The sequence below is a fragment of the Candidatus Gastranaerophilales bacterium genome, from assembly GCA_028693235.1.
Classification (GTDB): domain Bacteria; phylum Cyanobacteriota; class Vampirovibrionia; order Gastranaerophilales; family Gastranaerophilaceae; genus JAQUVW01.
This window is the reverse complement of sequence record JAQUVW010000004.1, coordinates 34,011-58,719: the sequence shown is the minus strand read 5'-3', so window position 1 is coordinate 58,719 and position 24,709 is coordinate 34,011. Positions and strand designations below refer to the sequence as shown.

Below are 24,709 nucleotides of genomic sequence, written 5' to 3'. Positions count from 1 at the left end.
TAAAGATTTATGAACTATGGTGGTGTGGGAATTTTGTACCCATTTAAAACGTTACCGATGCTAATAATTCCCGAATTGAAGAGTAGCTGAGCTTGAGCTTTGTTGTATTCAATCATTGTATTGATTAGAGTTTCTCTGGCTTGGACTTTAAGGCTTTGAGCTTGAATAACATCTAAAAATGTAGAGGCTCCAACTTTCATTCTCATGATAGCAATACGTAAACTAGAGTCGGCAGATCTTACTTCTTTTTTTGATGCTTCAATTCTTTCAAGAGCTGTCTTTGAGTCATAGTATGAATTTAGGATATCTTCTTTGACGCTTCTTGTCAAATTTATTAACTTATATTGTTCGGCATCAATTTTTTCGTTGTAGGCTTTTACTTTTGTGAAGGTTCCGAGTCCTAGGTTTTTGCCCAAAGGAACCGTTGTTGAAAAACCGACTGTTGTGTTATCGCCTATCCCACGGCGGATTGTGCCGTATTGTCCGGTTGTATAGAAAATATTTAATTGGGGAACAAAATCCATGTAGTTTGAGCTTCTTTCAGCTTTTAAGGCTTTAATTTTTTCTTTGTATTCACGCACATCATCACGGGTGTCGAGAGCCGTTTTATATAGTGTTTCTATGTCGTAAGAAGGTTCCAAAAGTTCACGAGTATTAATGCCGTTTTCAGAGGGGTAAATTGCATTTGTTACTTCTATACCAATTAGATTGGCAAGCTTTGCTTGTGATAGCCTTAAGCTGTTGAAATTAGCTATATATTGTTGTTTTGCTTTGGCTAGTTCAGCTTCAGCTCTTGAGATATCGAACTTATCTCCAAGTCCAACAGCATAGCGGGCTTGAGTTAGTTTCAATTGTTCTTCTCTTTCAATGAGGTTTGTTTTTAAAACTTCAAAGGTAAGTTTTTTTTGAAGAAGGTCATAATACGTTAAAGTAGTATTTAAAATTACTTGGTCACGAGAATATTCAAATGCTGCGTAACTGGCTTTGTAAGTATGCTTAGTTTTAGCATAAAGGAAGAACAATTTACCTTGTTGAACAGTATCCCAGTTGATTTTGAGCTGTGATTGAATAGCTGTTTCGTTCAGAACAGTTGGCAAAACATTTCCGACTAAAACTGTACCATTTATCTGTTGCATTGTATAACCGTAGCTTAAATCTGGGATAAATTGAGCAATTGAGTTTTTATTTTCCCAATAATTAGCTTCTTTTGAGCTGTTGTTAGTTTTTAGTGTATAGTTGTTATCAACGGCGACAGTAAGGCATTCCGCCAGATTTGTGTAGACCAAGTCGATACCGAGATTTTTGCTCAATTCAGAGTCGAGAACCTTTTGTTTTTCGTCTTGAATGACGTTAGATTTTCCTTGAGTAAGATTTTCGACAAATTCATCACTTTTATAGTTCCAAATCAAGTCATCGTCAGCGGAGGCAAGGTTTGCGAAAGAGAACATAATAAACAGTATTATGACAAGTTTTTTCATAATTCAAATCATAATGAAAATTTATAATAACGCTTATATCCCCTTTGGTAGTCTAACCGGCTATATCTGAGGCACTTGCAAGGGTTGTTTCAAGATAGTTGTTTAATGCTTTAAAAGATTTGATATCATTTTCTTTTATGAAGGAAAAGGCTTCTGCCCTTGTTAATTCAAGTATTTTGATATCCTTTGTTAAATCGGTTAAATGGAGCTCTGGAAGCCCGCTTTGTCTTACGCCTAAAAATTCCCCGGGACCTCTTAATTCAAGGTCTTTTTCAGCGATTACAAAACCGTCGTTAGTTTGAGTTAAGATATTTAAACGAGCGAGAGTTTCTTTTGTTGTGGAAGCAGATGTCAATATGCAATAAGATTGCAGCTTTGACCGCCCGACACGTCCTCTGAGTTGATGGAGTTGAGATAGCCCGAATCTGTCGGCATCTTCAATCATCATAACTGTTGCGTTGGGTACATCTACCCCAACTTCAACAACGGTGGTGCTTACCAGAATATTATATTTTTTGTCTTTGAAATCCTTCATTATTTCATCTTTTTCATCGGGTTTCATTTTTCCGTGGAGAAGCCCGATTTTCAAATCTGAAAATTCACCGTTTTTCAATTCTTCAGCTTCTTTTGTTGCAGCTTTAGCTGAAAGCGTCTCCGACTCATCTATAAGCGGAAAAATAATGTAAGCCTGATGTCCGAGTTCAATTTGTTGCCTAATAAGGTTGTATGCTTGTTGACGTTTGTTCATGTTGATTAGAACGGTTTTGATTGGTTTTCTGCCTTTTGGTAATTCGTCAATAATTGTCAAATCCAAATCCCCGTGGACAGTCAATGCCAGAGTTCTAGGGATGGGAGTAGCTGTCATTGTAAGCATTTGCGGCTGTGAGGCTTTTTCTCTTAATGCATTTCTTTGTTTGACCCCAAATCTGTGTTGTTCATCGATTACGATTGCTCCGAGGTTGCTGAACTCAATGTTTTCTTGTATCAATGAATGAGTGCCTACAGCGATATTTATTTGTCCGTTTCTCAAATTTCTTTCTATTTGAGTCCTTGTACGTTTGTTATTTGAAGATGTGAAAAGTGCAGTGCTTATTCCCAGCGGCGTAAGCCAAGAAATAAAGTTATTGAAATGTTGTTGGGCAAGGATTTCTGTAGGAGCCATTATTGCAGCCTGATAACCGTTTTCAATAGCAGCAAGAAGCATTATGCAAGCTACGACTGTCTTTCCGCTTCCGACATCTCCTTGTAAGAGCCGTTGCATAGGTGTTTCAGAATTTATATCTTTCAAAATTTCATTTACTGCTCTTTGTTGAGCATCTGTTAATGTGAAAGGCAATGAATCCACAAACTTTTTTACAAGTCCATTTTCTTTTATTTTGAGGGGAACTGTTTTTAAATCTTTAACATTAGCCTCTCTTAAAAGGGCAAGTTTTAATTGAAGCAAAAACAATTCTTCGAATACAAGGGTGTATCTGGTATGGTCTAAAAGCTCAGTGCTTTTAGGAAAATGGATTTGTTCAATGGCTTCTTTTCTGTCTAAAAGATTATGCTTAGCTTGAATCTTATCAGGTATAAGATTTTCGATTTGATTTTTATAATCGAATAAAGCGTTATAAATGGCACGTCTGAGCGTTTTAGGACTAAGATTTTCAACCATTGAATAAACCGGAACCAAGCGACCGAGATTTAGATTTTCGCCCTCGTAAAAGTCATTATTCACAAGTTGATATTGAGGCTTGTCTATTGTGAATTTACCGGTGTAATTGTCCTTTTTGACTTTTCCGGAAATTATAATATTTGCATCTTTGGGAAATTGAGCCTTGTATCTTTCTTGCATAAATCTGTTTGCTTTTTGATAAAAGAAGTTGAGCTCCATAATATCAGTTTCATCAGATATTCTTACGTTTATAATCGTCAAATTGTTTTTTGTTGTAAATGCTTTCAATGCCTTGATTTTGCCGAAAATTGTAACATCTTCTCCTACTTTCAAATCCTTGATAAAAACCCTGTTAGAGTAGTCAATATGCTTGTTTGGAAAATAATTTATTAAATCAAAAACGGTAAAAATGCCGAGTTTGTTTAACAAATATGCGACCTTTGGGCCCACTCCTTTTACGTAGGTGACGTCTTGTTCGTAGATACTTTTTTTTATTTCATTTTCATTCGAAGATTGTTTTTCCTCAGAGATTAATGATGGATTTAATTCCCCCTTTAAAATTGTGATGAAGCGTCTTAATATTTTTTTTCTTTGAGGCATAGACTCTTGTGCGTAATGCTCAAATGCTTCAATAATAGGGAGCCAGCGAGTATTTTTTTTAGATAGTTTATAGATTTTTCGGAGCTCTTTTATCATAAAACCTGAAAAAGAAGTTTCTTTTCCACGAATATCAATATATTGATGTTTTTCTTCAACAGCAATAGCCAATTTAATTTGGTCAAGATTTGCATTTTCGAGGTAAGTTTTCGTCATTATTCTGTAATTCTAAGGACTTCGTAAATATCAATTTTTCTTGATTTGCCACGGATAGTGACGTTGCTGATTTTTATAACGTCAGCAATATTATTAATATGCTTGTAGGTGTTTTCACTGATTAAAAATTGAGTTTTGTATATTCTGTTATGAGCTTCTATTCTGCTTGCAAGATTTACGGTATCGCCGATTACGGTATATTCTAGTCTTTCTTCTGAACCTACATTTCCGACGAACACTTCACCGGTGTTGATTCCTATGCCAATTGAAATTTTAGGTTTTTCTTCAAGCAGCCATTTTTTTTGTAGCACTTTTACTTTTCGAAGTATTTCATGAGCACATTTTACAGCATTAATGGCGTGTTGCTTGTTTTTTATAGGCTCTCCGAAAATAGCCATAATCGCATCACCCATAAACTTATTTAATACACCGTCATATTTTCTTATTATAGGCTCTATTTCGCTGAAATATTCGTTTAGAATACCGGTGACTTCTTCAGCACTCAAAGCTTCTGATATAGCTGTAAAGCCTCTTATATCTGCAAAAAGTATCGTAACTTCAGATTTTATTCCGCCTACTTTTACTTGGTCAATATTTTCCATTACATTTTGCATAATGTCTTTTGAAATATATTTTCCCATAACATTTTTGATTTTTTCTTTGTTTTGTCCCTCAATTATAAATTTGTATGAGTAGCCGAAAGCAATAACAACAACCTCAATAACAATTGGCGTAAACAGTGAAATCTCAACATTGTTAGCCATTAACAAATTGTATAAAATAACATATAAACACGTCATTGATGTAGTTAGTGCCAAAGAAATGATAATAGAATATTTTTTAATAATGTAAAAGGTCATAATAGCGAAGAATAAAGTAAATAAGAAGGTTGCTATAGGGTTTCTTTCTAATGCAAACTTGTTGTCTAACATATCATTCAATGCCGTCGCTTGAATATCAATTCCCGAATGTTTGATTAGTATGGGGGTATTCCTGCGGTCTGCAAGACTTTGCGAGTTTGCATTTCCACCGACTATAACTACTTTGTCTTTGAAAATCTCAGGATTTAAAACAGGTGGTTTCCCTGCTTTTATATACCTGTTGGAATTTATAATATCTATCGCTGAATAAGAATCATGAGTGTAAAATTCACTTTGAGGCTTGTACCAGTTGTAGTTCATAAAAATTCCTGATAAATTTGAATAAGCAGGATTTTTAGACTTTTTTTGTGAAATAGGTATTCTCAAACTTTTGCAATCATCAGCAGAGCATAAAAAATTATCATACAAAATGTAATCCTTAATCCCTGTTTTCATTGCAAAACCTGATAATGCCAGTGACGGATACAATTTATTTTTGTATTCGACAACAGGCATGTATCTTCTTATGACGCCATCTTTGTCAACCGGAACCATAACCGAGCCTAGTTGAGGAATTGCTTCAATATAATCTTTCGGAAATTTAATAATTCCTGTGTAAGTCGAAGGAATTTTAGTTTTTCTGGCATCTTTAATATCTATACCTGTTTTTTGATTAAAAACTGCATCATATTTAGTAGGTAAAATATCCCCGCTGTTGTTATCTGTATCATAAAGGTTAAATCCGGCAATAAGCGTCGGCATAGATTTAATCGACTGGTAAAAATTTTTATCTGCATTAGGGTTATAAGAGTCAGGTGAAGTTATAACTGCATCAAACAGAATAGCTTTTGCACCTGCTTGATTTTGTAAAAAGTCAAAAATTTCAGTATAAAGCGACCTAGCCCAAGGCCATCTCACGGTTTCTAAAGACTTGTCATCTATAACAACGAGAACAACATCTTTGCTGCCATAATTTTTTTGATTGTAGGTAATTTGTTTTATTGCGTAGTCGTTAGTATTTCTATCGACAAACTGGCTTGTTACAATGTATGCGATAGAAGCTACAAATAAAAATGCGATTATTACAATTATTATAGAACTTTTAAATTTTTGCATATTATAATTTTACTCGTAATTTTACTTTTTAGGCAACTATGTTTAGTGTATATAAACACTTCCTTGTCTTAAAACTTTGATATTATCGTCAAGAGCTAAAGCGACAGTAGAAGCAAGACCTTGTGCTTTTTCTCCGAAATCTTCAAAAGTATAATCAACTTTATCCCCGATATAATTTTTAGCCTCTTGAAAAGTAGTTGCAGCGGGTTGGTTTGATAAATTGGCACTTGTAGTTGCCAAAACGTGACCGTCAATAACCTCGCATAATCTCTGGAAAGTCTTGTTATTAGGGACTCTTATCCCAATAGTGTTTTTGCCGGAGCTAATGAAATCAGGTGCTTGCGATGTTTTTTCGAATATTAATGTCAAAGCTCCCGGAAAATGTTCTCGCATAAGCTTTTCAGCAGTAACGGGTATCTTCGATACGTATGGCATAAGGTTTTCGGCCTTATTTGACATAAGGATTAACGGCTTAGAGGTGTCACGCCCCTTTAGCTCATATATGCGTTGAACACCTGTAACGCTTGTGGGAAGGGCTCCTACGCCCCAGACGGTATCAGTTACGAAAGTTATTACTCCTCCGTTTTTCAAGCTATTATTGAGTTCTAGTACAAAATCAGTGTTTTTGAATATATCCATGCAGTCTTCCTAACAGTTCTTTTACGTATGACAGCTTCAATAGAGCCGCAAAGAGCAGGTAAAAACCAAAGCAAACAATTACCATTATTCCGGTTTTTATAGCTAAAAGCAACCAATTAGAAGGGTCGATTACCCACAATTTATACACGATAAAGCTCATTGCAAAGGTAAAAATAGAAGCTATTATCATTTTTAAAATATTTTTGAAATATATTTTGTATCCCATATCCATTTTTTTTGTCAATAATATACCCAAAATTGTAGCATTAAACAAAGTTACAAGTGACGTTGATAGTGTAATACCGCCTATTCCCAATGGTTTTGTAAAGAAATAATTGAGAACGTATTTTAATATAATTGACGAAAAAGCTACGATAAAAGGAGTTTTTGAATCGTTGAAAGAATAATATATTCTTGTGACGGAATCTCTGAAAACATAAGGTACTATTGCTATAGACAAGAAAATCAATGCCTGAGCTACCATTGCTGTTGCTTTTGCGTCAAATGCTCCACGTTGAAATACTAATTGCACCGCATCAGAGGATAAAAGAATAATCGCTATCAATATTGGGAAAGAAACGAAGTTTAGTAAGCCTACACCCTTGTTGAAGTAATATCTAATATCTTCGTAATTTTTTTCGCCTGCAAGTTTTGAAAAAATCGGGAATAACGGAACCAAAAATGCTGTTACTAATATTCCTACCGGAAACTGAAAAATGCGGTTTGCATAGCCAATAGCTGACCAGGCTCCTGATGGGAGCTGGGACGCAAAAAACATATCTACATAAACATAAATTTGCCCCACTGTTGAGCTTAAAATTGCGGGAAACAAGAGTTCCATAACGTTTTTAAACTCTACATTATTTCTTATTTCTAAATTTGGCTTCCATTGAAATCCGAGTTTTTTGATTTTCGGAAATTGTACCAAATATTGGCAAAACGCACCGACTGTAGTGGCTCCAGCCAAAATCAATCCGTTGGAATCTGTTTTAGCAAGCGAAATTGCGATAATTATGACAATACTCATAACGATAGGTGACAAATTAGGGAGTAAAAATTCTTTAAATGTTACCAAAAGCCCGTAATATATACCTATTACGCCACCTATTAACAAAATCGGTGACATAATTCTTAAGTGAATTCCCGCTAAATGTATCAGTTCAGGAGAGCCTCCTGAAATCATAAAGCCCATAATGGGTTCCGCAAAAATAAACACAAATGCTGTTAAAACTGCGAAAATTAAAAACGACGAAGTCATAAATGTACTGTATAATTTATTAACTTTTTTGCTGATAGTTTCTTCATTACCCGGGATTAATTTTGCAAATACAGCAACTGTTGCACTGTGAAAAGGTCCACCGACTCCGCCCAGTAATATGAGTGCTAAAGCAGGTATTTGATATGCATAAAAGTAGGCATCTGAGGTGGTGCCTGCTCCATAAAAATTAGCGGTTACAATATCTCTCAAAAATCCCATGAATTTTGAGATTATTGTCACAAATGCTATTATCCATGCCACTCTTAAGAGGCTTTGCTGTTTTGTATCAGTCATTTCTTGCCTCTTTTAATACGATATTTATTTTCATTATTTTTTTCTTGTTTTCTATATTTTGAATATAATATACTGCTGTATTTTGCCCAATTTTTACATAGTCACTGATATCAATACTCGTTCTTTTTGAGTATGATGAGTCAAGACTTACGGGGATTTCTTTTCCATTTATAATTACTGTTATTTCTTTGATATTGCCAATATTATTAATATTCAGCCAAGCTTTTTTATTTGTGGCATAAAAAATTTGCTCAGCAGTATTTTGTCCTTTGTCGCTGGAGATTGTTTCAATTGGGGTTGCTAACTTTATGCCTGTATAATAATGTTGAAGAATTTCGTCGTATGCATATCCTTTTTGAGCCATACCGCCCGCTCCGAACTGGCTTAAGCCAACTCCGTGTCCAAATCCTCCTCCTTGGAATATATATTTTGTTACGCCTGCGTCATCAGTGATTTTATCTATGACAAAATTACCGGAGGGAAGTGCTTTGCCATCTTTTTTAAATGTTCTTCTGATGGTTAATTCTTTAGCTACGACAAAATCATTTTTGGTTGTTTCAATTTCTAAAAAGGCAATTTTGCCTGACACGCCTCTGGTCAAAGCTTTTATATTTTTGATTTCACCAAAATTTGAGGCATTTTCTTTTGTTAATTGAGGTTTTACAAATCCGGTTTTGGATTGCTCAATCAATGTTTGTTTTAGCACATTTTCAAGTTCCGGCTCAGTCCATTCTCTTTTCCATCTAAAATAAGGCGAAGCATTATCAAAAGTATCAGGATAACCGGTATAGAAGGCTCTGGCTGCTTCTTCAGTATTAAGACAAGGAGTTTTCTTATTATCAGGTTGCCCTTTTAGATGTGACAAGGGTTTAGGAGGAAATGCTTTTGTAACAGGGTCAGAAAAAGCGTTTTCATAGCTTTCAGAGTATCCTCCTGCTGTAGATGAGTATAAAGCTAAAATTATTTCATCATTTTTATTTAAAGCCACAATTCCCTGAGTTTCTTTGATAGCTTTATTTGCGAGTTCTTTTTCTGTGTTTGCCCCGAAATATACTTGGCAGGCAACAGAGTCACAAACATCAAATTCTTTATAAAATTTTGCTCGTGGTTTTATAGCATAATTTCTTGCCGCAACAGCTTGAGCCTTGAGAGCTTCAAGTCCAAATCGGACAGGCATTTCATTAGGAACGACACCTTTTAGATAATTTTCCAGAGATAAAACATTTACTATAGAAAAGGCTGTCGGTTTTCGTTCACTGGCTCTAAGTTCGAGAACTCCTCTATATAAAGCGGGTTTCCCCCCTCTTGTTAGTCCTTTAACCGTTACGAAGCCTGATTGTGCTGGTTTTATAATCACAGGACCAATCAAGTCTTTTTTGGCGATTTTTCCATCTTTATAAACCGTAAAAGTTCCGTTTTGGAAGGTTACTTTTATTGTGGATTGAGGTGCTATCCCTGTAACAGCATAACCTGTAGATATATCAATGGCTTCAAATTGTCCTGTAGCTCCAAATTCTGCTGTACTATAAATTAAGCTTCCAAAGTTGTTGGTGCTTATGCCTACTCTTATAACGTTATCGTCGATTGCTGATGCGATAGGAGCTATTATCATTGTCAGCAACAGTGTTATTAATATTGATACTCGTTTTAACATAAAAAATCCCTCTAAGGTATTTTATAATAAAAAAGAATTAATCAATACTTTTAGAGGGATTTTGTGTACAGATATTAAATTTTTATTTGTTATTCTTCAGTGACTTTTTGTTTATTAATTAAATCTTGAAGTTTTTCCATTAGTTCATCACCTTTTTCTTGTAGGTCACAAACAATGTCATCTGCTTTTTCTTGGATTTCGTTCACTGTTGAATTTGCTTTTTCACAAAGCTCTTTTGAGGTTTCGGCGAGTATTTCTCTTGTTTCCTCACCTGATTGAGGTGCCAAAAGAATTCCTATAACGCTACCTACAACGCCACCGACTATAAAACCTGCTAAAAATTTTCCTGCTGACATATTTTTGTCTCCTTTAATCTACTTTTTTTTAAACAGCTTTAATGCAGTAGAAAGTCCTTTAAAAAAACCGCCTGAAATGTTTTTTAATCCGCAAAAAGCAACGCCACTTGCTCCAAGTACTCCTGTAAATACTTTCTTAATCACGTCGACTTGTTTATCTGCACTTTTGGCTATAGAGTTTATGTTATTTAGTGTATCTTTTATTTCTTGCAAAGTAGGTTCAATCTCTTGCTTTACAATAGTTGTAGTTTCATCGAGATTTGTTGTTAACTTAGACAAATCCATTAATAATTTAATTAAGAATACGCCTATGATTATTCCCAATACGATAGTTGTGAATATTAAAAAGATTATACTGACTTCAAGTGTTGTAGACATTCCATCTCCTAGTTAAGTTCGTAGTCTGTTGATTCCTTCTCTTTAGCTTTTGCAAGTTGTCGAGCTCTAATCACGTCATTTATTTTATTGTATTTTTTTTCGAGAGTGTATTTCATCATATCGATAGAGGTTAAAGCTTGACGCTTTGCTTCTTGGATTTCAGGAGCGTGTTTTTGAGCGATGTCAACGACAACGTCTTCAACTTCTTTTCTGGTTTCAGCTCCCGGTTTCGGAGCCAATAATACGCCTGCCACTATACCGCCTATCACTCCTGCCAATAAGCCCAATCCGAATGAAACTGAGTTGTCTTCTTTTGACATTTCTATTTTGCCTCCGTAAAATACTAATAATGTATTGAGTTTAACATATTTTTTGACCCCGTGCAATCCTGATTGGGGGATTTTTGTGCTCTTCTTTTTTATTTTTTTATAAATATCATTCATTTGGCTTGTTTAATTTCTGTATATTGTAGTAAAATATTTTTATGAATAATAATGATGAAGCAAAAAGTTTAATTGAAGAAACAATCAAAAAGATTGTGAAGAATCCGCAAGAGCCGGAAAATTATCTTATTCTCGGCAAGTTATATCTTGTAAATAATGAATACGATTTGGCTCTTAATATATACGAAAGCCTACTGAATATTGACCCTTTGAATGTTCAGGCTCTTATAAATTCAGGGAGTATTTATTTTTATAAGCTCGATTTCTCAAAGGCTATAAATAATTACACCAGAGCCTCCGAGCTTGAAACTAATAATTTCTCTATATATTTTAACCTCGGTAACGCTTACGCTGAGATGGGAAATTTTAAAAGTGCAATGCAAAATTATGTTAAATCTATGAATTTGCAACCTGATAATGCCTGCATATACAGTGCTATCGGTTTGTTATTCCAAGACCAATCCGATTTTGTCGAAGCTAAAGTCTACTATGAAAAAGCTTTGAAGCTTGAACCTGAAAACCCAGATTCTTATATGAACTTGGCTTGCGTTTATATGAAATTGTTTAAATTTGAAGAAGCTGCTGATTTGTTTAAAAAAGCTTTGATACTTGCTCCAACTGATGCAAAAATTGCTCTTTGTTGTGCAAATGCTTGTTCTTCTGCTGAAAAATTTAACGATGCAGATTCCTATTTCGCTGAAGCTTTCAGGCTCCAAAATGATTACTATCAAGCTTATGTTTGCTATGCGATTTCTCTTTGCGATAGAAAAGAAATTCAAAAAGCTATGGAATATTACAGAAAAGCTATTGCTGTTTCACCCAATGTTACCAATGCTTACACCTTATTAGCTAATTTATATGTCGCAGAATCTGACTTTAACGAAGCAATTAAGCTATACAAAGAAGCTCTCGGTATTGATGTCAATGCCTCTAATGTATTAACTTTGCTTGGTAATACTTACGTCATGGTTAATGATTTAGTATCTGCTATGAGCTCTTACAAACGTGCTGTCGATATCGACACTGACAATGATGAAATTAAGCTCGTCTATCTTGAAACCGCAGAAGAATATATAAACAGTAAACTTGAAAAGGTATAAAAAGTGGCTAACAATTACTCAAGAAATTCTTATATTTCTCCGTCAGAAAAAATTATCGCAATATTATCCTATTTTACTTTTGGGTTTGTCGGGTTTATTTGGATTATTTTGGGTGCTTTGTTGAAACAAAATCTTAAACCTTTTTTGAAATTCCACATCTATCAAGCTATATTTTTAGCTTTTGGATTCTTCATCGTTTCTCAACTCTTAATATTTATAATTAATATTTTGGGCTATATACCCGGTATAAATGTCTTAGTCGGAGCAATTGTATTCTTCTTCAACGCTGCTATTATTAACTTGCCTTGGCTTCATTTGACAATTATACAAATGTTGGTTTTGGCTGTTACTATATATTTATCAGCCGGTGCTTGGAACGGAAAATTTAGCTATATACCTTGGGTTTCAAACATCATAAAATATAATATAGGACAATAAAAATAAGGATTTAGTTATGAAATTTGATACTATTGCTGTTCAAGGTGCTCACAAAGCAGGTAAAAACAGACATTGCATCAGCGTGCCCATTTACCAAACTACTGCGTTTGATTTTGATACGGTTGATTATGCTGCAGATTTATTCGACCTGAAGTGCGGTGGCGATATTTACACGAGAATTTCAAATCCTACAACTCAAGTTTTAGAAGAACGTTTGGCTATGCTTGAAGGCGGAGTCGGGGCTTTAGCTGTTTCATCCGGGCAAGCAGCTTCTTTGACTGCCGTTTTAAACCTTGCAAAAGCCGGTGATGAAGTTGTTGCTTCTTCAACCTTGTATGGCGGCACTATCAACCTTCTTTGCGTTACTTTGAAAAAATTTGGAATAAAAACCGTTTTTGTCGACTCAAATGACATCGCTGATTATGAAAAAGTTATAACTGATAAAACCGTTTGTATTTTTTCAGAGGCTCTCGGCAATCCCGATATCAACGTCGCTGATATTGAAGCTCTTGCAAACGTTGCTCATAAATATTCAATTCCATTAATAGTTGATAATACCGTTCCAAGTCCTTACTTCCTACGCCCGTTTGAATTTGGTGCTGACATAGTTGTTCACTCCACAACAAAATATATTTCAGGTCACGGGAACGCAATGGGGGGTGCTGTTGTCGATGCCGGTAATTTTGACTGGGCTAAATCAGGAAAATTTCCCGATTTGGTCAATGAAGACCCAAGTTACCACGGTTTAAGCTATACAAAAACTTTTGGTAAAGCAGCTTTTATTGTAAAAGCTCGCACTCATTTGTTAAGAGATTTGGGAACCTGCATGAGTCCTTTTAACGCTTATCTTACCCTAATCGGACTCGATACTTTGCACCTAAGAATGCAACGTCATGCTGATTCTGCGTTGAAATTGGCAACTTTCCTAAGCAGTAACCCCGCTGTTGAATGGGTCAATTATCCCGGGTTAAAAACTGACAAATATTACAATCTTGCTCAAAAATATCTTAAAAAAGGTGCGTCTTCTCTTTTGAGTTTCGGAATTAAAGGAACCAGAGAGCAAGGACAAAAATTTATCGAAAATTTGAAACTTTTAATCCACGCTACAAACATTGGAGATGCAAGAACTATCGTTACTTATCCTGCTTTAACTACACACAGACAATTATCTTCGGAGCAAATGAAAGCTTGCGGTATCGATGAAAGCTTCATAAGAATTTCTGTAGGGTTAGAAGATATTGACGATATTATTGACGACGTTTCACAAGCTCTAATTGCTTCACAAATGTAATACAATATCCCTTATAACTAGCAAAAAAATTCTTTACATGGTTTAATTCAATCAAGAATAAGTGTTATTAAAGGGAAAAAATGTTAGAAGTTCAACGATTATATCCGCAATACAAAGCTATTGCCGACAGAAGACAATCAAGTGTGCCTGTTGATGTTGAAAGACGCTCAGGCAGAGAAAGACGCTCCCAAGACAGAGTCGTCATGGATACAAGATTGACTCGTGATATATTCGAAATAAAAAGCAGAGTAAACAGTTTACAAAAACCCGAAGCAAGCAATGTTACTAAAGTCGCAAATGTTCAAAACACTGAAAAAGCGGCTGCCACAGCTGGCGTTGCGGATTCATTTGTCAAGGCTAAAAGTCCTGAAAATACATCAAGTATAAAAGACTACAAGCCCTCAAAAGAATCTCAAGTGGCTGCAGGTGCTATCGTAGGTGCTTTAGGCGGTGTCCTCGGAGCTGCATTGTTAGGTCCCGTTGCTGCAGGTGTTGCTGCCGGTATAGGAATGTTTGTCGGGGGCAAATTCTTAGCCTATGCAGTCCAAAATCACCTCAATGGCAAATAACAAGCTGTTTTTAATTTTTAATCACTACACTAATTCTTAATAGTCGTAATGTTCACGCTTTTTCAAGTATTCTCTGACGTAATTAAGCGACGCTTGGACTATTCTTGTTATTCTTGAAGATGACAAGCCGACTTGTTCTGCAATTTCTTTAACTTGCATGTTTCTATAAAATCTATATTCAACAATTGTTCTGTCTTTTTGTGGCAACGTAGCAATTGCTTCTCTTATAACTCTTCCAAGTTCTGAAATTTCAGCTTTTTCGTCTGGTAACGCAGAAGGGTCTTTGATAAAATCGAAAGGTGAGTCGTTATCAGAAGAATTTGCCGCTATGCTGTCGATTGAAAGAATTGTTTCATAAATGGCTTCTCTGACTTTTCCGGGAGAAATTCCGTTTTCACCGCCACTGGAGCTACCTTCTTCTTCAGTTTCTTTTTTATGTTTCAATGAATACCATTTATAACGATTTCTCAATTCGTTTCTAATAGCCCATCTGACAGCTGTTGCAATATAAGCATTGTTATATCTTGCAAGCTGTTCTTCGGATTTGCCTTTTATCATCGCTTGAATCGCAATGATACCTATGCTGACCAACTCCTCGTATTCCACCATGTGAGAGGGGATACGACGTTGCTCAACTTTTGCAACCTTTTCAATGATTTCTATGTAATCTTTTAGTTTTGAGTGCACTTCTGTAACCACAAAGCAATCTTATCTATATCTGTTTCTATTTCTGTTTATTATCTATATTAAACCTTTTTTGCGGATTACGCAAATTGTATACAAAAAGCAGGATTTCTGCTACTGCCTTATATAAGTCAGGTGGTATGTATGAATTTAATTCTACCATACGGAACAGTGCTCTTGCAACTGGTGGATTTTCTACCACCGGAATAGCGTTTTCACGGGCTATTTCGATAATTTTTTTTGCAAAAAGCTCCGTACCTTTTGCTATAAGTTTTGGTGATTCCATTTTTTCTTGGTCGTATTTTAAAGCACAGGCAATATGGGTCGGGTTTGTAACGACAAAATCTGCTGTTGGAACAGAGTCCATCATACCTTTTTGAAGCATTTGTTGTCTTTTTTGACGTAGGGCGGCTTTAACATGTGGGTCGCCTTCTGAGTTCTTATACTCATCTTTTACTTCTTTAAAGGACATTTTTTGGTCTTGGAGAAATTTCCATCTTGTCATTCCATAGTCGGCTGCAGCTATTATTAAAAACGCAATTCCGGCTTTTGTTATAAAATCCAACAGCAACTTGCCGAATTCTATCATTATCGCAAAATGGTTATCGATTGCAGCCAAACCCAAAATTGTTTCTAAATGAGCACTATAGACAACCCAGCCTATATACCCTAATAGTGCCACTTTAACAATGTTTTTTACTAATTCAAACAAGGTCTTTACGGAGGCTAGATTTTTGAAATATTTTGTGGGATTTAGCTTATCAAGCTTAGGGGATAACGGGCTCATCGTAATCAAAGGTCCGATTTGAATCATATCGCCCATAATCGCTATAAATGCTGCTAAAAATAATATCGGTCCGATTATCAAAAGCGTAGGGACCAGCGATATAAACAAAAAATAAGTATAACCTATTTGCTCAAGATGCTTATTCGGGATTTGCTCGTAACAAAGAACAAAAAGTTTCGTTATTTGGTCCCAGATAAACGGTGCAAGTTTAAAAATAGCCATGAACATTACGACAAGGGCAATTGCCATAGAAAAATCTTTTGATTTTACTACTTGCCCTTCTTTTCTTGCTTTTTGCAGTTTTTGCTGACTTGCCTCAAACTGCTTGTCTTCATCACCCATGTTCTATATAGCCTTGGATTTTTGTAATTATTATTTAATATTTAATTTTTTAAAGTCTAACGTTTTTATTTATAATTTTGTCTAATATGTGACCATTGAAACTATTTCAAGGTCTTTAGGTAGTTTTTCTCTGCCTTTTAAAGCTTCAAGTTCAATAATAAATGCAGCCCCTACTACTTTTGCACCTGTTTTATTAATCAATTGGCAGGTAGCAGCTACTGTTCCTCCTGTAGCTAGTAAGTCATCAATGATAAGTACGTTTTTACCGGGTTCTATTGCGTCTTTATGAATCTCAATTTTATCTGTACCGTATTCAAGCGAATATTCTTGGCTTATTGTTTCTGCAGGCAATTTGCCCGGTTTTCTTACTAAAATAAATCCGGCATTCAAGTTTGCGGCAACAGCTGCTCCGAAAATAAATCCTCTTGATTCAATACCTGCAACGTAGTCGATTTTTTTATCAGCAAATTTGTCTGTCAAAAAATGAATCATATCTCTAAGTGCTTGAGGATCTCTAACTGCTGTTGTTATATCTTTGAACACAATTCCTTTAACTGGAAAGTCTAAAACGTCTCTTATTTTTTCTTTGACTAACTGGTTTGTCATTACTTTTTCTCCATCAATGTTTTCATATACAAATATATTACTATAAACGGGGTTAATTATTTATAGTTGTAAGCATTTTTATTAAGGTTTTTGTCGGAAGCCCCATTATATTATCAAAATCGCCCTCGATTTTTTCAACAAAGCCATCAGGTAATTCCTGAATACCGTAAGCTCCTGCCTTATCAAGAGGTGAATATTCTTCAACATAATAATTTATAAGCTCATTTGAAAGATTTTTAAATGTTACAAAGCTTGTAGTTGACTCAAGAATTTCTCTTTTTTTATCCGTATCAACCACCGCTATTGCTGTTACTACTGTATGTGTTTTTCCGCTTAATTGATTAAGCATTTTAAATGCTTCTGTTTTGTCTTTTGGTTTTCCTAAAACAAAATTGTTTTCAATTACAACTGTATCCGCACTGATTATCAGAGCGGAGTCTTTTGTTTCTATTGCAACTGAGCGAGCTTTCCCGAGGGCAGTTTGCTCAATGTCTTCGTAGCTGAAATTTTCTTTAAGAATGTTTTCTTCAAAAGAGGGGGAAATACATTCAAAAACCAAACCCAAACCTGCTAAAAGGTCTTGGCGTCTTGGAGAGGTCGATGCGAGTATTATTTTTTTCATTACGATACTTCCTTTTTTCCGTTTTGTATCGTAAATCAAATATAATTTTAAATCCAGTTATTACTTTAATTAGCTAGCTGCTGAAACTCTTTTTCTTGTTTTATAAACTGCTGTTTTTGAATTTATAGCTGCACATGCTTTTTGTAAAGTATCGTTCAATGCAAGCATATTTCTGTGCATTAAAGCGTAATCATTCATTGTTTCCAACATTTTTTGTGAATCAATTAATTTTGTCATTGTCGGATTATCAACTTTTTCTGCTTGATACTTCTTTACAAGTAATCTGTCTATTGAATCCTTTGGTCCTACTGCCATAATATGTTCCCCCAATAATTAAGTTTTTAAAATCCCCTTGTATTAATATAAACAAATTCGGAGAGCGAAAATTGCCTTTTTATTATGATTGTTACAATATGTAAATATATTCGTAAACATGCATGATTGCAGGTTCTTTGAATATGTGAAATAATTACCTTATGAATAAGGTTCTTTATGTGACAGGTGGTGGTGGCTTGAGCCCCAATGCCATTAATATTTCGACTTTGGCAGCTATTGCCGCTTCTTCTGTCGGGCTTCAAATTATTAAACATACAGATTTCAACGGGTTGAAAAAATGTAATGCAGGTCATTTTTTGGATTTTGTAAATGTAAAAATTGCAAACAATATTTCTGACGTTGAAAAATATCTCGCAAAGAATGGGATAGCGTTTATTGAAGCTGAACCTCAACTCGTTCTTGAAAACTTGTGCCCTATATTGACTCTCGGTTCGGATTTCTCTTATTTTATAGGGCTCAATTCTACAGAATTCGCTATGCAATATATGTTTGAACTTAAAAATAAAAACGTCAAAAATGCAATCATAGCTTGCTCAATAGACCCTCTTTTCGATGAGGTTTCTGTCACTTCCGGCACTCAAATATTTGAGTTACGAGATGGTAAAATCTCAAACTACGTAATTAACCCGACCGACTACACGATAGAGCAAGTAGAAGCAAAAAAACTTACAGGGGCAACGCCTCTTTACAACGCAAATTTGGCAAAAGATATATTGTCTTGCAAAACAAAAGATGCAAAATTTAATGCGATTGCTCTAAATATGGCATTAATGTTTTATGCGACAAAAATTGCTCCATCTATTGAAAAAGCCATAATTGCGGCATTTCAAACTTTAGAATCAGGTAAAGCTTTCAGAAAATATTTAAGCATTGCGAAATAATTTAAAAACCGATTTGCATAGAAATTTCAGAATATTTTAGCCCTAAAGCTTCTGCCACCGCCTTATTAGTCACTTTCCCTTCATAAGTATTTATACCTTTAGCCAATGATGGTGACTTTTTAGCAGACTCTATCAATCCTAAATCTGCAAGGTTCAACAAATAACTTTGGGTAGCGTTTGTCAAAGCAACAGTTGATGTTTTTGATACAGCTCCTGCGATATTGGCGACGCTATAGTGAATTACACCGTATTTTTCAAATGTCGGATTTGTATGAGAAGTTATTCTGTCCATCGTTTCGACGCAGCCGCCTTGGTCTATCGCTACATCTACAATTACAGAGCCCTTCTTCATTTCTTTTACCATTTTTTCCGAAACAATCTTCGGCGTTTTGTTCCCGGGAACCAAAACCGCCCCGATAACAATGTTAGCTTTTTTTATTTGGTTTGTTAAATTATATTCGTTAGACATATAAGTCTTGACATTAGCCCCGAAAATTCGCTCTACATAACGGAGTTTTGTTATATTAGAATCTAACATTCTAACATCAGCTCCGAGCCCTACAGCGACTCGTGCCGCATTAACACCGACTACTCCTGCTCCTACTATAACTATCTTAGCGGGTGGGACTCCTGCAACTCCACCTACCAACACACCAGCTCCGCCATTTTGCTTTTCAAGCAAATTAGCTCCGATTTGAACAGACATTTTACCTGCAACTTCGCTCATCGGTACTAACAATGGAAGGCTTCCGTCTGATGTTTCTATTGTTTCATAGGCTATTGCCGTAATCTTTTTCTTTAACAAAATATTTGTAAGTTCTTTATCCGTTGCAAGATGCAAATAGGTAAATAGTATTTGATGTTCTTGCAAATATCCGTATTCACTGGGTTGTGGCTCTTGAACTTTTATAATTAAGTCAGATGCTTTATAAACATCTGCCCCTGAATCAAGAATTACAGCACCTTGACTTTTGTATAACTCATCATCAAAATCAGAATTTATTCCTGCATTTTTTTCTACAAAAACTTCATGTCCGTTTTGAACTAAAGCCTGGACATTTGCAGGCACCAAGGCTACACGGTATTCACCGCTTTTTATTTCTTTGGGAACACCTATTCTCATAAAATTCTCCTAAATAGTTTCTTTTTCATTTGCTTCTTTTTGAGCAAGTGCTTCTTCTATTTCGTTAATAATCAATTTTGCAGCAGCAACAGGGTCATCAGCTGAGGTGATTGGTCTTCCTATAACCATATAATCGACCCCCGCTTCAATTGCATCAGAGGGTGAAACAACTCTGATTTGGTCATTTACAACTGACCAAGTCGGTCTTATCGCAGGGCACATTATCATAAAATCTTCGCCTATTTCTTGACGAATTCTTTTAGCTTCTGTTGCAGATGCAATTACCCCGCTTATGCCCGCTTCTTTGGCTATTTTTGCAATATGAGTAACATATTCATCTATATTTTCATTAACATTTAATTCTTCAGTAAGCGTTCTTTGTCCAAAACTAGATAGCAATGTCACGCCTAAAATCGTAGGAACCGGCAAATCAAGCTTTTTGGCTGTTTCTCGACATAATTTAACGGTGGTTGAAATCATTTTTGAGCCACCGCTTGCATTTATATTGAAAAAATCTATGCCTCTTTTTAAGAGGTTTACGCTGGCTTTTGCGACAGTATTAGGAATATCATGGAATTTTCCATCGAAATAGACTTTACCACCATGCTCTTTTATAAGTTCAATCGCCTTGTAGCCGCAAGAAGTATAAAGCTGCAATCCGACTTTAAAGTAGCCTACATAGTCTTTCAGCATAACTGTGTATTTTTCAACTTCTTCAAGTGTGTCAACATCTAATGCTAAGATTATTCGGTCTTTAGCTTCTGTAGGTTTATTTAATGTCATATTAAGTGCAATATCCTCTATTTAAATGCTCAATTATATTAACACCAGTTCGCCATCTTAGCAAGATTTTTACATATTTGAGTTTCTTATCCGAAAATTTGTTATCCTAATTAATTTCTCACAAAAAAATAGCGAGAACATTGCTGTCTTCGCTATTTCTTTTGATTTTTATAACTTAACCTTGTTGGGCAAATTCTTCTGTAAAAGCTTTTGTTAACTGGCATGCCTTTTCGTAAGCGTCAGGCTCACCTTTTGCTAACAATCCATTCAATGTTATATCAAAGTATTTGTCTGCTTTTTCTACCAATTCAGGGTGCTTTTTTGCAAAATCAATATCAGTTAAGATATTTTCAGGTTGCTTAACTTGTGACTGTCCTGCAACTCCCAAACCAGCCGGTATATCGCAATTAGGACATTCCGCTTGAGTTTCTTCCGGTTGAGGTTTAACTTCCGGTTGTTCGATTTTTTTAGGCTGAATAGCATCAACCTTTGTGCCTATATTAGGCATGTTATTAATTTCTGACATATTAAATTTTCTCCGTGTTTATCTTTCATTCATAAATCGTTAATTGTATCTTTCGTATAAAACCCTTGGCAAATTTTTTTTTGCTAGTAAACCTGTAAATATATACTATTTTTTATAAATTGTTTTTATAGTATAAGGGCAATCCTTTTATTATAAATAGCTTTAGCTATTATGGAATATGTAACGATTTCTTAATATTGTATAGAATATTTATCTAATTTTTATAGCCAATGCTAATTTTTGCATAATTTTAGGTTATTGTAAAGTTTATTTTTTATATTTTTGATTATTTTTTTATCTTAATTTATAATGTGACAATGGATAAAATGATTGATATGTATGAACCTGATGAAGATTCGTTGCTTTGCTTGAAATGCGGAAAATGCTGCAAATTAATTGCTATGAAAGCTTCTTTTGATGAATTTAAAAAACAGGCTGAAAGTGGCAATGCCTTTGCAAAAGATTTTATTCAAAAATATATGCCTTATGAATCAGATGAGCTCGCAAAATCAGTTGATGAGGGCTTTTTTGAGGCGTTAAAAAATTACGTCTTAAATGATGAAAATAATGACACTAAGCAGATCTATTTCTACTATTGCATGCACCTTTCCTCTCAAAACACTTGCAGTATTTATCAAAATCGTGAGGAGGAATGCAAAATTTATCCTAAAAATGCTTGGTCTGTTACTCCCCAATCCTGTGGGTATAAGGGGTGGCAGTTTGAACAAAAAGAACGGGCAAAAAAGCTTGTAAGAGGTCTTAAAGAACTTTTGTATGAATTGTCTTTCTCTAAAGACGATGAAGTTGTGACGGCTGACGGACAGACCGTTTCAGAGTTGAAAAAACGCATAGAAGAAAAAATTCTTCCTTGGAAAAAATACGGTGCCGATTTCTGGTAAATCAAGGCTTTAGGGCATTTATTTCTTCCATTTTTTCAATAATCCTTTGAAGATGAAAAAGGTTTGCGTGAATATTTGAAAAAACATTTTTTATTACATTAAATGATGCTTTTTTATCGGGAAGTTTTGAGCTGAAAGGAAGAAAACAAAGTTTCATTTCAATAAAATCCTCTTGAGTCGGATACAGGTATTTGAAATCCATAATCTCTGCATTTTGTCTTTTATAAAAATTAAGACGTCTTATCGTATGAGGGGCTTCACTTGTCGGGATTTCTATTTCGAAGAAAACGCCCTTTTTTTCGCTTTCAATTTTACTCATTTTTTCAAGTATTTTCGCCCCAAATCCATGTGAATGATATTTTTTTAATACAGCAAAGTAATCAAGCCACAAAAAATCTTTGTTGTCCGTTTGTGCAAAAATAACGTATCCTACAATATCATCGCCATACGTTGCGACATATGGAACAAGTTTCTTTTTAGCGATTAGTTTATCAAATTCCATCTTCTCTTTTAGTTCATTTTTTGGAAATTGGGTGCTCAAATCTTCCAATATAAATTGAATTTGCCAATAATTTGCGATATTAAGCTGTATTTCTTTGTTTTTCATAAAATATTCGTTCTGATTGATGATTTTTATACTTCTTCTATGAATTATATTATGGATATTGTTTTAATCAAAAAATAGGGCATAATATAATTATGAAGCGTTGGTTTTTAATTAGTTTAATTTTGCTTTTATCTACAACAAATGCAATTGCAAAGGGAGTAGATTCAGACACTGCCGAGCAAATTAACCAAATTAATGATTCTTTTAATTCCGCCGATGACTCAGCTCTTAATGAAGAAGATATCCAAAATATGGGCTATGGCATAGACCCTGCCGACAAAAAAAGGGATTTGACAAAAAAATATGCCTCTATTGATGAAACTGATGAGCAAAATGCCGTCACTTTAAATCTAAATCAACAAACTGGCGAAGAAAAATTTGAAGAACGTTCCAATAAAATTTTCAAATTGGGAGTCGAAAAAGAGTCGCCATACGCTGACATTGAAGCCTCTAATATGTTTTGGGATAATTCTAAGAATTTTACAAACGTCTTTTTTCAAGATTATAAAAATTTAATGTTTATGCCATCAACCATAAATTCATCAGTCCTAAAACGTGATTTGGGTGCAGGGACATCTGTCTATGTAGGGCAAGAAGCTCTATCAAGTTTTGACGGAGTTACTGTTGATTTTATTCGTTCTAACATAACTACTTATGATGTTGGGGCTAAAATTATTCAACAAGGTGACAAAGTTAAATTTTCAGCAGGCACCTACACTTCAACCCTTAATCAATTGCTTTCAGGCGGTGCCGTACTTTCTTCTAACTCGATTAATTTGCCTAAAAATCTCGGGAGCTTTTTAGTAGGTGGCGGATTTTACTCAAATGAATATGATGCTGCCAGCAAAAATACAGGCGGACTTTTCGCTCAATACAAGTTTGACAGGCTAAAACTGAATGCTTCTGTTTCCAAATCTCAATATTCTAACGCTGATAACTTGGAAACAGGTATATATTTGGTTCCGGAGCTGCAACTTACGAAATCCGTATCCTTAAAGACTAGAGTTGTCAAAAACATTTCTCAAAATACAAACCAAGGTGAAATCGGGTTAACATACAAGCCTTGGAAAAATAATTCGAGAGATTTTGAGCTTGAATTGAATGCCGCAAATACTCACTCTCCATCTCAAGTCGATAAGCAAAGATTTAAGTTCTCCGCCTCTTTTAAGCTATAAAAAAGCCACCCTGTCTAGGGGTGACTTTTTAAATTTGTCAGTTGTTATGAATTTAAAAATAAATTACATAGCACCTTTAACGATTTGTGCAAAGCTATCAGCTTTCAAACTTGCACCGCCAACCAAAGCTCCATCAATATCTGATTGAGCCATTTGTTCAACTATTGTGTTTGGTTTTACGCTTCCGCCGTATAAAATTCTGATAGCGTCCGCTGCTTTTGCACTAGAAACTGATTTAACTGTGTTTCTAATCATTCCAATAACTCTATTTGCTTCAGCTGAATCACAAGTTTTGCCAGTACCTATAGCCCAAATAGGTTCATAAGCGATGATTGATTTTGCAATTTCTTCTTCTGTCAATCCTGCTAATGCAAGTTTGATTTGAGATGCGATATGTTCATCTGTAATACCGGCTTCTCTTTGGTCCAAAGTTTCGCCACAGCAAATAATAGGAATCAAACCTAATGATAAAATTTTCTTAGCTTTTTTGTTAATCATTTCATCTGTTTCACCAAAATATTGACGGCGTTCGCTATGTCCGATGATAATGTATTCGCAGCCTGTATCTTTTGCCATTTCTACAGAAATTTCACCTGTGAAAGCACCTGATGTTTCATAAAAACAATTTTGTGCTGAAAGTTTAACTTTTCCACAGCCACAATCTTTAAGAGCTTTGTCTACAACATGCAAAGATGTAGCAGTAGGTGCAACTACAACTTCCGGCAACTTGTTTTTATCTTCATCTTTTAGCTCAGCCATTACTCCGTTGACCAATTCAACAGCTTCAGCTTGCAATTTGTTCATTTTCCAGTTTCCTGCAATAACGGGTCTTCTTGTCATAATATTATCCTCTTTTTATGTACTGTCACAAAATGATATTAGTCAAAAAATATAATTTAATCAAGGTAATGTATTGGCAATTAGCAAAAAATAAACTATAATAATTTTACTTTGAACTTTTGTAAAGAAATCGGTTCTTTCCCTCAAGTTCCTT

At 35.0% G+C, this 24,709-nt stretch carries 26 protein-coding genes; 7 read left to right on the top strand and 19 right to left on the bottom strand.

The genetic code is table 11. The features are described 5' to 3' along the window. Positions 1 to 14 precede the first annotated feature (14 nt). From PHV37_07645 to PHV37_07605, 9 genes are all read right to left on the bottom strand, one after another. Positions 15 to 1,478 (bottom strand): TolC family protein, encoded by a 1,464-nt coding sequence (locus PHV37_07645; GenBank protein ID MDD3237952.1) that lies wholly within the window; start codon positions 1,476 to 1,478, stop codon positions 15 to 17. A 52-nt stretch (positions 1,479 to 1,530) separates the two neighbouring features. Continuing rightward, complete coding sequence (recG, locus tag PHV37_07640) at positions 1,531 to 3,948, bottom strand: ATP-dependent DNA helicase RecG (GenBank protein MDD3237951.1); 2,418 nt, start codon at positions 3,946 to 3,948, stop codon at positions 1,531 to 1,533. Then, the gene (locus tag PHV37_07635) at positions 3,948 to 5,924 is read right to left on the bottom strand and encodes an adenylate/guanylate cyclase domain-containing protein (GenBank protein MDD3237950.1); all 1,977 of its coding nucleotides are present in this window, start codon (positions 5,922 to 5,924) and stop codon (positions 3,948 to 3,950) included. The genes recG and PHV37_07635 overlap by 1 nt, the downstream gene beginning before the upstream one ends. Positions 5,925 to 5,966: 42 nt before the next feature. Beyond that, entirely contained in the window at positions 5,967 to 6,563 is a 597-nt protein-coding gene (locus tag PHV37_07630) for an L-threonylcarbamoyladenylate synthase (protein MDD3237949.1), read from the bottom strand. Further along, positions 6,541 to 8,115, bottom strand: coding sequence for a murein biosynthesis integral membrane protein MurJ (murJ, locus tag PHV37_07625; protein ID MDD3237948.1), 1,575 nt, complete (start codon positions 8,113 to 8,115; stop codon positions 6,541 to 6,543). Before murJ ends, PHV37_07630 begins: the two co-directional genes overlap by 23 nt. Beyond that, positions 8,108 to 9,769: a SpoIID/LytB domain-containing protein gene (locus PHV37_07620; protein ID MDD3237947.1), complete on the bottom strand. Its 1,662-nt coding sequence runs from the start codon at positions 9,767 to 9,769 to the stop codon at positions 8,108 to 8,110. Before PHV37_07620 ends, murJ begins: the two co-directional genes overlap by 8 nt. 89 nt (positions 9,770 to 9,858) lie before the next feature. Continuing rightward, positions 9,859 to 10,125, bottom strand: a complete 267-nt coding sequence (locus tag PHV37_07615; GenBank protein MDD3237946.1) for a YtxH domain-containing protein — start codon at positions 10,123 to 10,125, stop codon at positions 9,859 to 9,861. Between the two features lie 18 nt (positions 10,126 to 10,143). Then, positions 10,144 to 10,503: a DUF948 domain-containing protein gene (locus PHV37_07610; protein MDD3237945.1), complete on the bottom strand. Its 360-nt coding sequence runs from the start codon at positions 10,501 to 10,503 to the stop codon at positions 10,144 to 10,146. Between the two features lie 8 nt (positions 10,504 to 10,511). Further along, positions 10,512 to 10,946 (bottom strand): YtxH domain-containing protein, encoded by a 435-nt coding sequence (locus tag PHV37_07605; GenBank protein ID MDD3237944.1) that lies wholly within the window; start codon positions 10,944 to 10,946, stop codon positions 10,512 to 10,514. Positions 10,947 to 10,987: 41 nt separating this feature from the next. Between PHV37_07605 and PHV37_07600 the strand changes: the two genes are divergently transcribed. From PHV37_07600 to PHV37_07585, 4 genes are all read left to right on the top strand, one after another. Then, positions 10,988 to 12,046: a tetratricopeptide repeat protein gene (locus tag PHV37_07600; protein MDD3237943.1), complete on the top strand. Its 1,059-nt coding sequence runs from the start codon at positions 10,988 to 10,990 to the stop codon at positions 12,044 to 12,046. Between the two features lie 3 nt (positions 12,047 to 12,049). Continuing rightward, positions 12,050 to 12,484, top strand: coding sequence for a hypothetical protein (locus PHV37_07595; GenBank protein ID MDD3237942.1), 435 nt, complete (start codon positions 12,050 to 12,052; stop codon positions 12,482 to 12,484). A 16-nt stretch (positions 12,485 to 12,500) separates the two neighbouring features. Next, positions 12,501 to 13,775, top strand: coding sequence for an O-acetylhomoserine aminocarboxypropyltransferase/cysteine synthase (locus PHV37_07590; GenBank protein MDD3237941.1), 1,275 nt, complete (start codon positions 12,501 to 12,503; stop codon positions 13,773 to 13,775). Between the two features lie 80 nt (positions 13,776 to 13,855). Then, complete coding sequence (locus tag PHV37_07585; GenBank protein MDD3237940.1) at positions 13,856 to 14,344, top strand: hypothetical protein; 489 nt, start codon at positions 13,856 to 13,858, stop codon at positions 14,342 to 14,344. 36 nt (positions 14,345 to 14,380) lie between these two features. Here PHV37_07585 and PHV37_07580 read toward each other — a convergent pair whose 3' ends face one another. The 5 genes from PHV37_07580 to PHV37_07560 form a co-directional block, all read right to left on the bottom strand. Continuing rightward, positions 14,381 to 15,043, bottom strand: coding sequence for a sigma-70 family RNA polymerase sigma factor (locus PHV37_07580; GenBank protein MDD3237939.1), 663 nt, complete (start codon positions 15,041 to 15,043; stop codon positions 14,381 to 14,383). A gap of 25 nt (positions 15,044 to 15,068) precedes the next feature. After that, positions 15,069 to 16,157 (bottom strand): EscU/YscU/HrcU family type III secretion system export apparatus switch protein, encoded by a 1,089-nt coding sequence (locus PHV37_07575; GenBank protein MDD3237938.1) that lies wholly within the window; start codon positions 16,155 to 16,157, stop codon positions 15,069 to 15,071. An 81-nt stretch (positions 16,158 to 16,238) separates the two neighbouring features. Continuing rightward, the gene (locus PHV37_07570) at positions 16,239 to 16,763 is read right to left on the bottom strand and encodes an adenine phosphoribosyltransferase (protein ID MDD3237937.1); all 525 of its coding nucleotides are present in this window, start codon (positions 16,761 to 16,763) and stop codon (positions 16,239 to 16,241) included. A gap of 52 nt (positions 16,764 to 16,815) precedes the next feature. After that, the gene (locus PHV37_07565; GenBank protein MDD3237936.1) at positions 16,816 to 17,385 is read right to left on the bottom strand and encodes a Maf family protein; all 570 of its coding nucleotides are present in this window, start codon (positions 17,383 to 17,385) and stop codon (positions 16,816 to 16,818) included. Positions 17,386 to 17,454: 69 nt separating this feature from the next. Then, positions 17,455 to 17,700: a hypothetical protein gene (locus PHV37_07560; GenBank protein MDD3237935.1), complete on the bottom strand. Its 246-nt coding sequence runs from the start codon at positions 17,698 to 17,700 to the stop codon at positions 17,455 to 17,457. Positions 17,701 to 17,861: 161 nt separating this feature from the next. On the opposite strand from PHV37_07560, the gene PHV37_07555 reads away from it, so the two are divergent. After that, the gene (locus tag PHV37_07555) at positions 17,862 to 18,602 is read left to right on the top strand and encodes a hypothetical protein (GenBank protein MDD3237934.1); all 741 of its coding nucleotides are present in this window, start codon (positions 17,862 to 17,864) and stop codon (positions 18,600 to 18,602) included. 1 nt (position 18,603) lies between these two features. On the opposite strand, the gene ald is transcribed toward PHV37_07555, so the two are convergent. The 3 genes from ald to PHV37_07540 form a co-directional block, all read right to left on the bottom strand. Further along, a complete protein-coding gene (gene ald, locus PHV37_07550; protein MDD3237933.1) occupies positions 18,604 to 19,725 on the bottom strand; it encodes an alanine dehydrogenase in 1,122 nt (373 codons plus the stop codon). A gap of 9 nt (positions 19,726 to 19,734) precedes the next feature. Beyond that, the gene (pyrF, locus tag PHV37_07545; GenBank protein MDD3237932.1) at positions 19,735 to 20,508 is read right to left on the bottom strand and encodes an orotidine-5'-phosphate decarboxylase; all 774 of its coding nucleotides are present in this window, start codon (positions 20,506 to 20,508) and stop codon (positions 19,735 to 19,737) included. A 175-nt stretch (positions 20,509 to 20,683) separates the two neighbouring features. Then, on the bottom strand, positions 20,684 to 21,034 hold the full coding sequence (locus tag PHV37_07540; GenBank protein ID MDD3237931.1) for a hypothetical protein: 351 nt from the start codon (positions 21,032 to 21,034) through the stop codon (positions 20,684 to 20,686). 317 nt (positions 21,035 to 21,351) lie between these two features. Between PHV37_07540 and PHV37_07535 the strand changes: the two genes are divergently transcribed. Next, positions 21,352 to 21,933 carry a YkgJ family cysteine cluster protein gene (locus PHV37_07535; protein MDD3237930.1) on the top strand — a complete coding sequence of 194 codons (582 nt, stop codon included), beginning with the start codon at positions 21,352 to 21,354 and terminating at the stop codon, positions 21,931 to 21,933. Position 21,934: 1 nt separating this feature from the next. On the opposite strand, the gene PHV37_07530 is transcribed toward PHV37_07535, so the two are convergent. Then, positions 21,935 to 22,540 (bottom strand): GNAT family N-acetyltransferase, encoded by a 606-nt coding sequence (locus PHV37_07530; protein MDD3237929.1) that lies wholly within the window; start codon positions 22,538 to 22,540, stop codon positions 21,935 to 21,937. A gap of 92 nt (positions 22,541 to 22,632) precedes the next feature. Here PHV37_07530 and PHV37_07525 point away from each other — a divergent pair, with 92 nt between their 5' ends. Next, the gene (locus PHV37_07525; protein ID MDD3237928.1) at positions 22,633 to 23,715 is read left to right on the top strand and encodes a hypothetical protein; all 1,083 of its coding nucleotides are present in this window, start codon (positions 22,633 to 22,635) and stop codon (positions 23,713 to 23,715) included. Between the two features lie 63 nt (positions 23,716 to 23,778). Here PHV37_07525 and tpiA read toward each other — a convergent pair whose 3' ends face one another. Then, positions 23,779 to 24,555: a triose-phosphate isomerase gene (tpiA, locus tag PHV37_07520; GenBank protein ID MDD3237927.1), complete on the bottom strand. Its 777-nt coding sequence runs from the start codon at positions 24,553 to 24,555 to the stop codon at positions 23,779 to 23,781. Positions 24,556 to 24,709 lie beyond the last annotated feature (154 nt).

What these genes read in the sequence shown, in the direction of transcription:
- PHV37_07645 (MDD3237952.1), bottom strand. Translation starts at nt 1,478, where the DNA reads ATGAAAAAACTTGTCATAATACTGTTTATTATGTTCTCTTTCGCAAAC.
- recG (MDD3237951.1), bottom strand. Translation starts at nt 3,948, where the DNA reads ATGACGAAAACTTACCTCGAAAATGCAAATCTTGACCAAATTAAATTG.
- PHV37_07635 (MDD3237950.1), bottom strand. Translation starts at nt 5,924, where the DNA reads ATGCAAAAATTTAAAAGTTCTATAATAATTGTAATAATCGCATTTTTA.
- PHV37_07630 (MDD3237949.1), bottom strand. Translation starts at nt 6,563, where the DNA reads ATGGATATATTCAAAAACACTGATTTTGTACTAGAACTCAATAATAGC.
- murJ (MDD3237948.1), bottom strand. Translation starts at nt 8,115, where the DNA reads ATGACTGATACAAAACAGCAAAGCCTCTTAAGAGTGGCATGGATAATA.
- PHV37_07620 (MDD3237947.1), bottom strand. Translation starts at nt 9,769, where the DNA reads ATGTTAAAACGAGTATCAATATTAATAACACTGTTGCTGACAATGATA.
- PHV37_07615 (MDD3237946.1), bottom strand. Translation starts at nt 10,125, where the DNA reads ATGTCAGCAGGAAAATTTTTAGCAGGTTTTATAGTCGGTGGCGTTGTA.
- PHV37_07610 (MDD3237945.1), bottom strand. Translation starts at nt 10,503, where the DNA reads ATGTCTACAACACTTGAAGTCAGTATAATCTTTTTAATATTCACAACT.
- PHV37_07605 (MDD3237944.1), bottom strand. Translation starts at nt 10,946, where the DNA reads ATGAATGATATTTATAAAAAAATAAAAAAGAAGAGCACAAAAATCCCC.
- PHV37_07600 (MDD3237943.1), top strand. Translation starts at nt 10,988, where the DNA reads ATGAATAATAATGATGAAGCAAAAAGTTTAATTGAAGAAACAATCAAA.
- PHV37_07590 (MDD3237941.1), top strand. Translation starts at nt 12,501, where the DNA reads ATGAAATTTGATACTATTGCTGTTCAAGGTGCTCACAAAGCAGGTAAA.
- PHV37_07585 (MDD3237940.1), top strand. Translation starts at nt 13,856, where the DNA reads ATGTTAGAAGTTCAACGATTATATCCGCAATACAAAGCTATTGCCGAC.
- PHV37_07575 (MDD3237938.1), bottom strand. Translation starts at nt 16,157, where the DNA reads ATGGGTGATGAAGACAAGCAGTTTGAGGCAAGTCAGCAAAAACTGCAA.
- PHV37_07570 (MDD3237937.1), bottom strand. Translation starts at nt 16,763, where the DNA reads ATGACAAACCAGTTAGTCAAAGAAAAAATAAGAGACGTTTTAGACTTT.
- PHV37_07565 (MDD3237936.1), bottom strand. Translation starts at nt 17,385, where the DNA reads ATGAAAAAAATAATACTCGCATCGACCTCTCCAAGACGCCAAGACCTT.
- PHV37_07560 (MDD3237935.1), bottom strand. Translation starts at nt 17,700, where the DNA reads ATGGCAGTAGGACCAAAGGATTCAATAGACAGATTACTTGTAAAGAAG.
- PHV37_07555 (MDD3237934.1), top strand. Translation starts at nt 17,862, where the DNA reads ATGAATAAGGTTCTTTATGTGACAGGTGGTGGTGGCTTGAGCCCCAAT.
- ald (MDD3237933.1), bottom strand. Translation starts at nt 19,725, where the DNA reads ATGAGAATAGGTGTTCCCAAAGAAATAAAAAGCGGTGAATACCGTGTA.
- pyrF (MDD3237932.1), bottom strand. Translation starts at nt 20,508, where the DNA reads ATGACATTAAATAAACCTACAGAAGCTAAAGACCGAATAATCTTAGCA.
- PHV37_07540 (MDD3237931.1), bottom strand. Translation starts at nt 21,034, where the DNA reads ATGTCAGAAATTAATAACATGCCTAATATAGGCACAAAGGTTGATGCT.
- PHV37_07535 (MDD3237930.1), top strand. Translation starts at nt 21,352, where the DNA reads ATGGATAAAATGATTGATATGTATGAACCTGATGAAGATTCGTTGCTT.
- PHV37_07530 (MDD3237929.1), bottom strand. Translation starts at nt 22,540, where the DNA reads ATGAAAAACAAAGAAATACAGCTTAATATCGCAAATTATTGGCAAATT.
- PHV37_07525 (MDD3237928.1), top strand. Translation starts at nt 22,633, where the DNA reads ATGAAGCGTTGGTTTTTAATTAGTTTAATTTTGCTTTTATCTACAACA.
- tpiA (MDD3237927.1), bottom strand. Translation starts at nt 24,555, where the DNA reads ATGACAAGAAGACCCGTTATTGCAGGAAACTGGAAAATGAACAAATTG.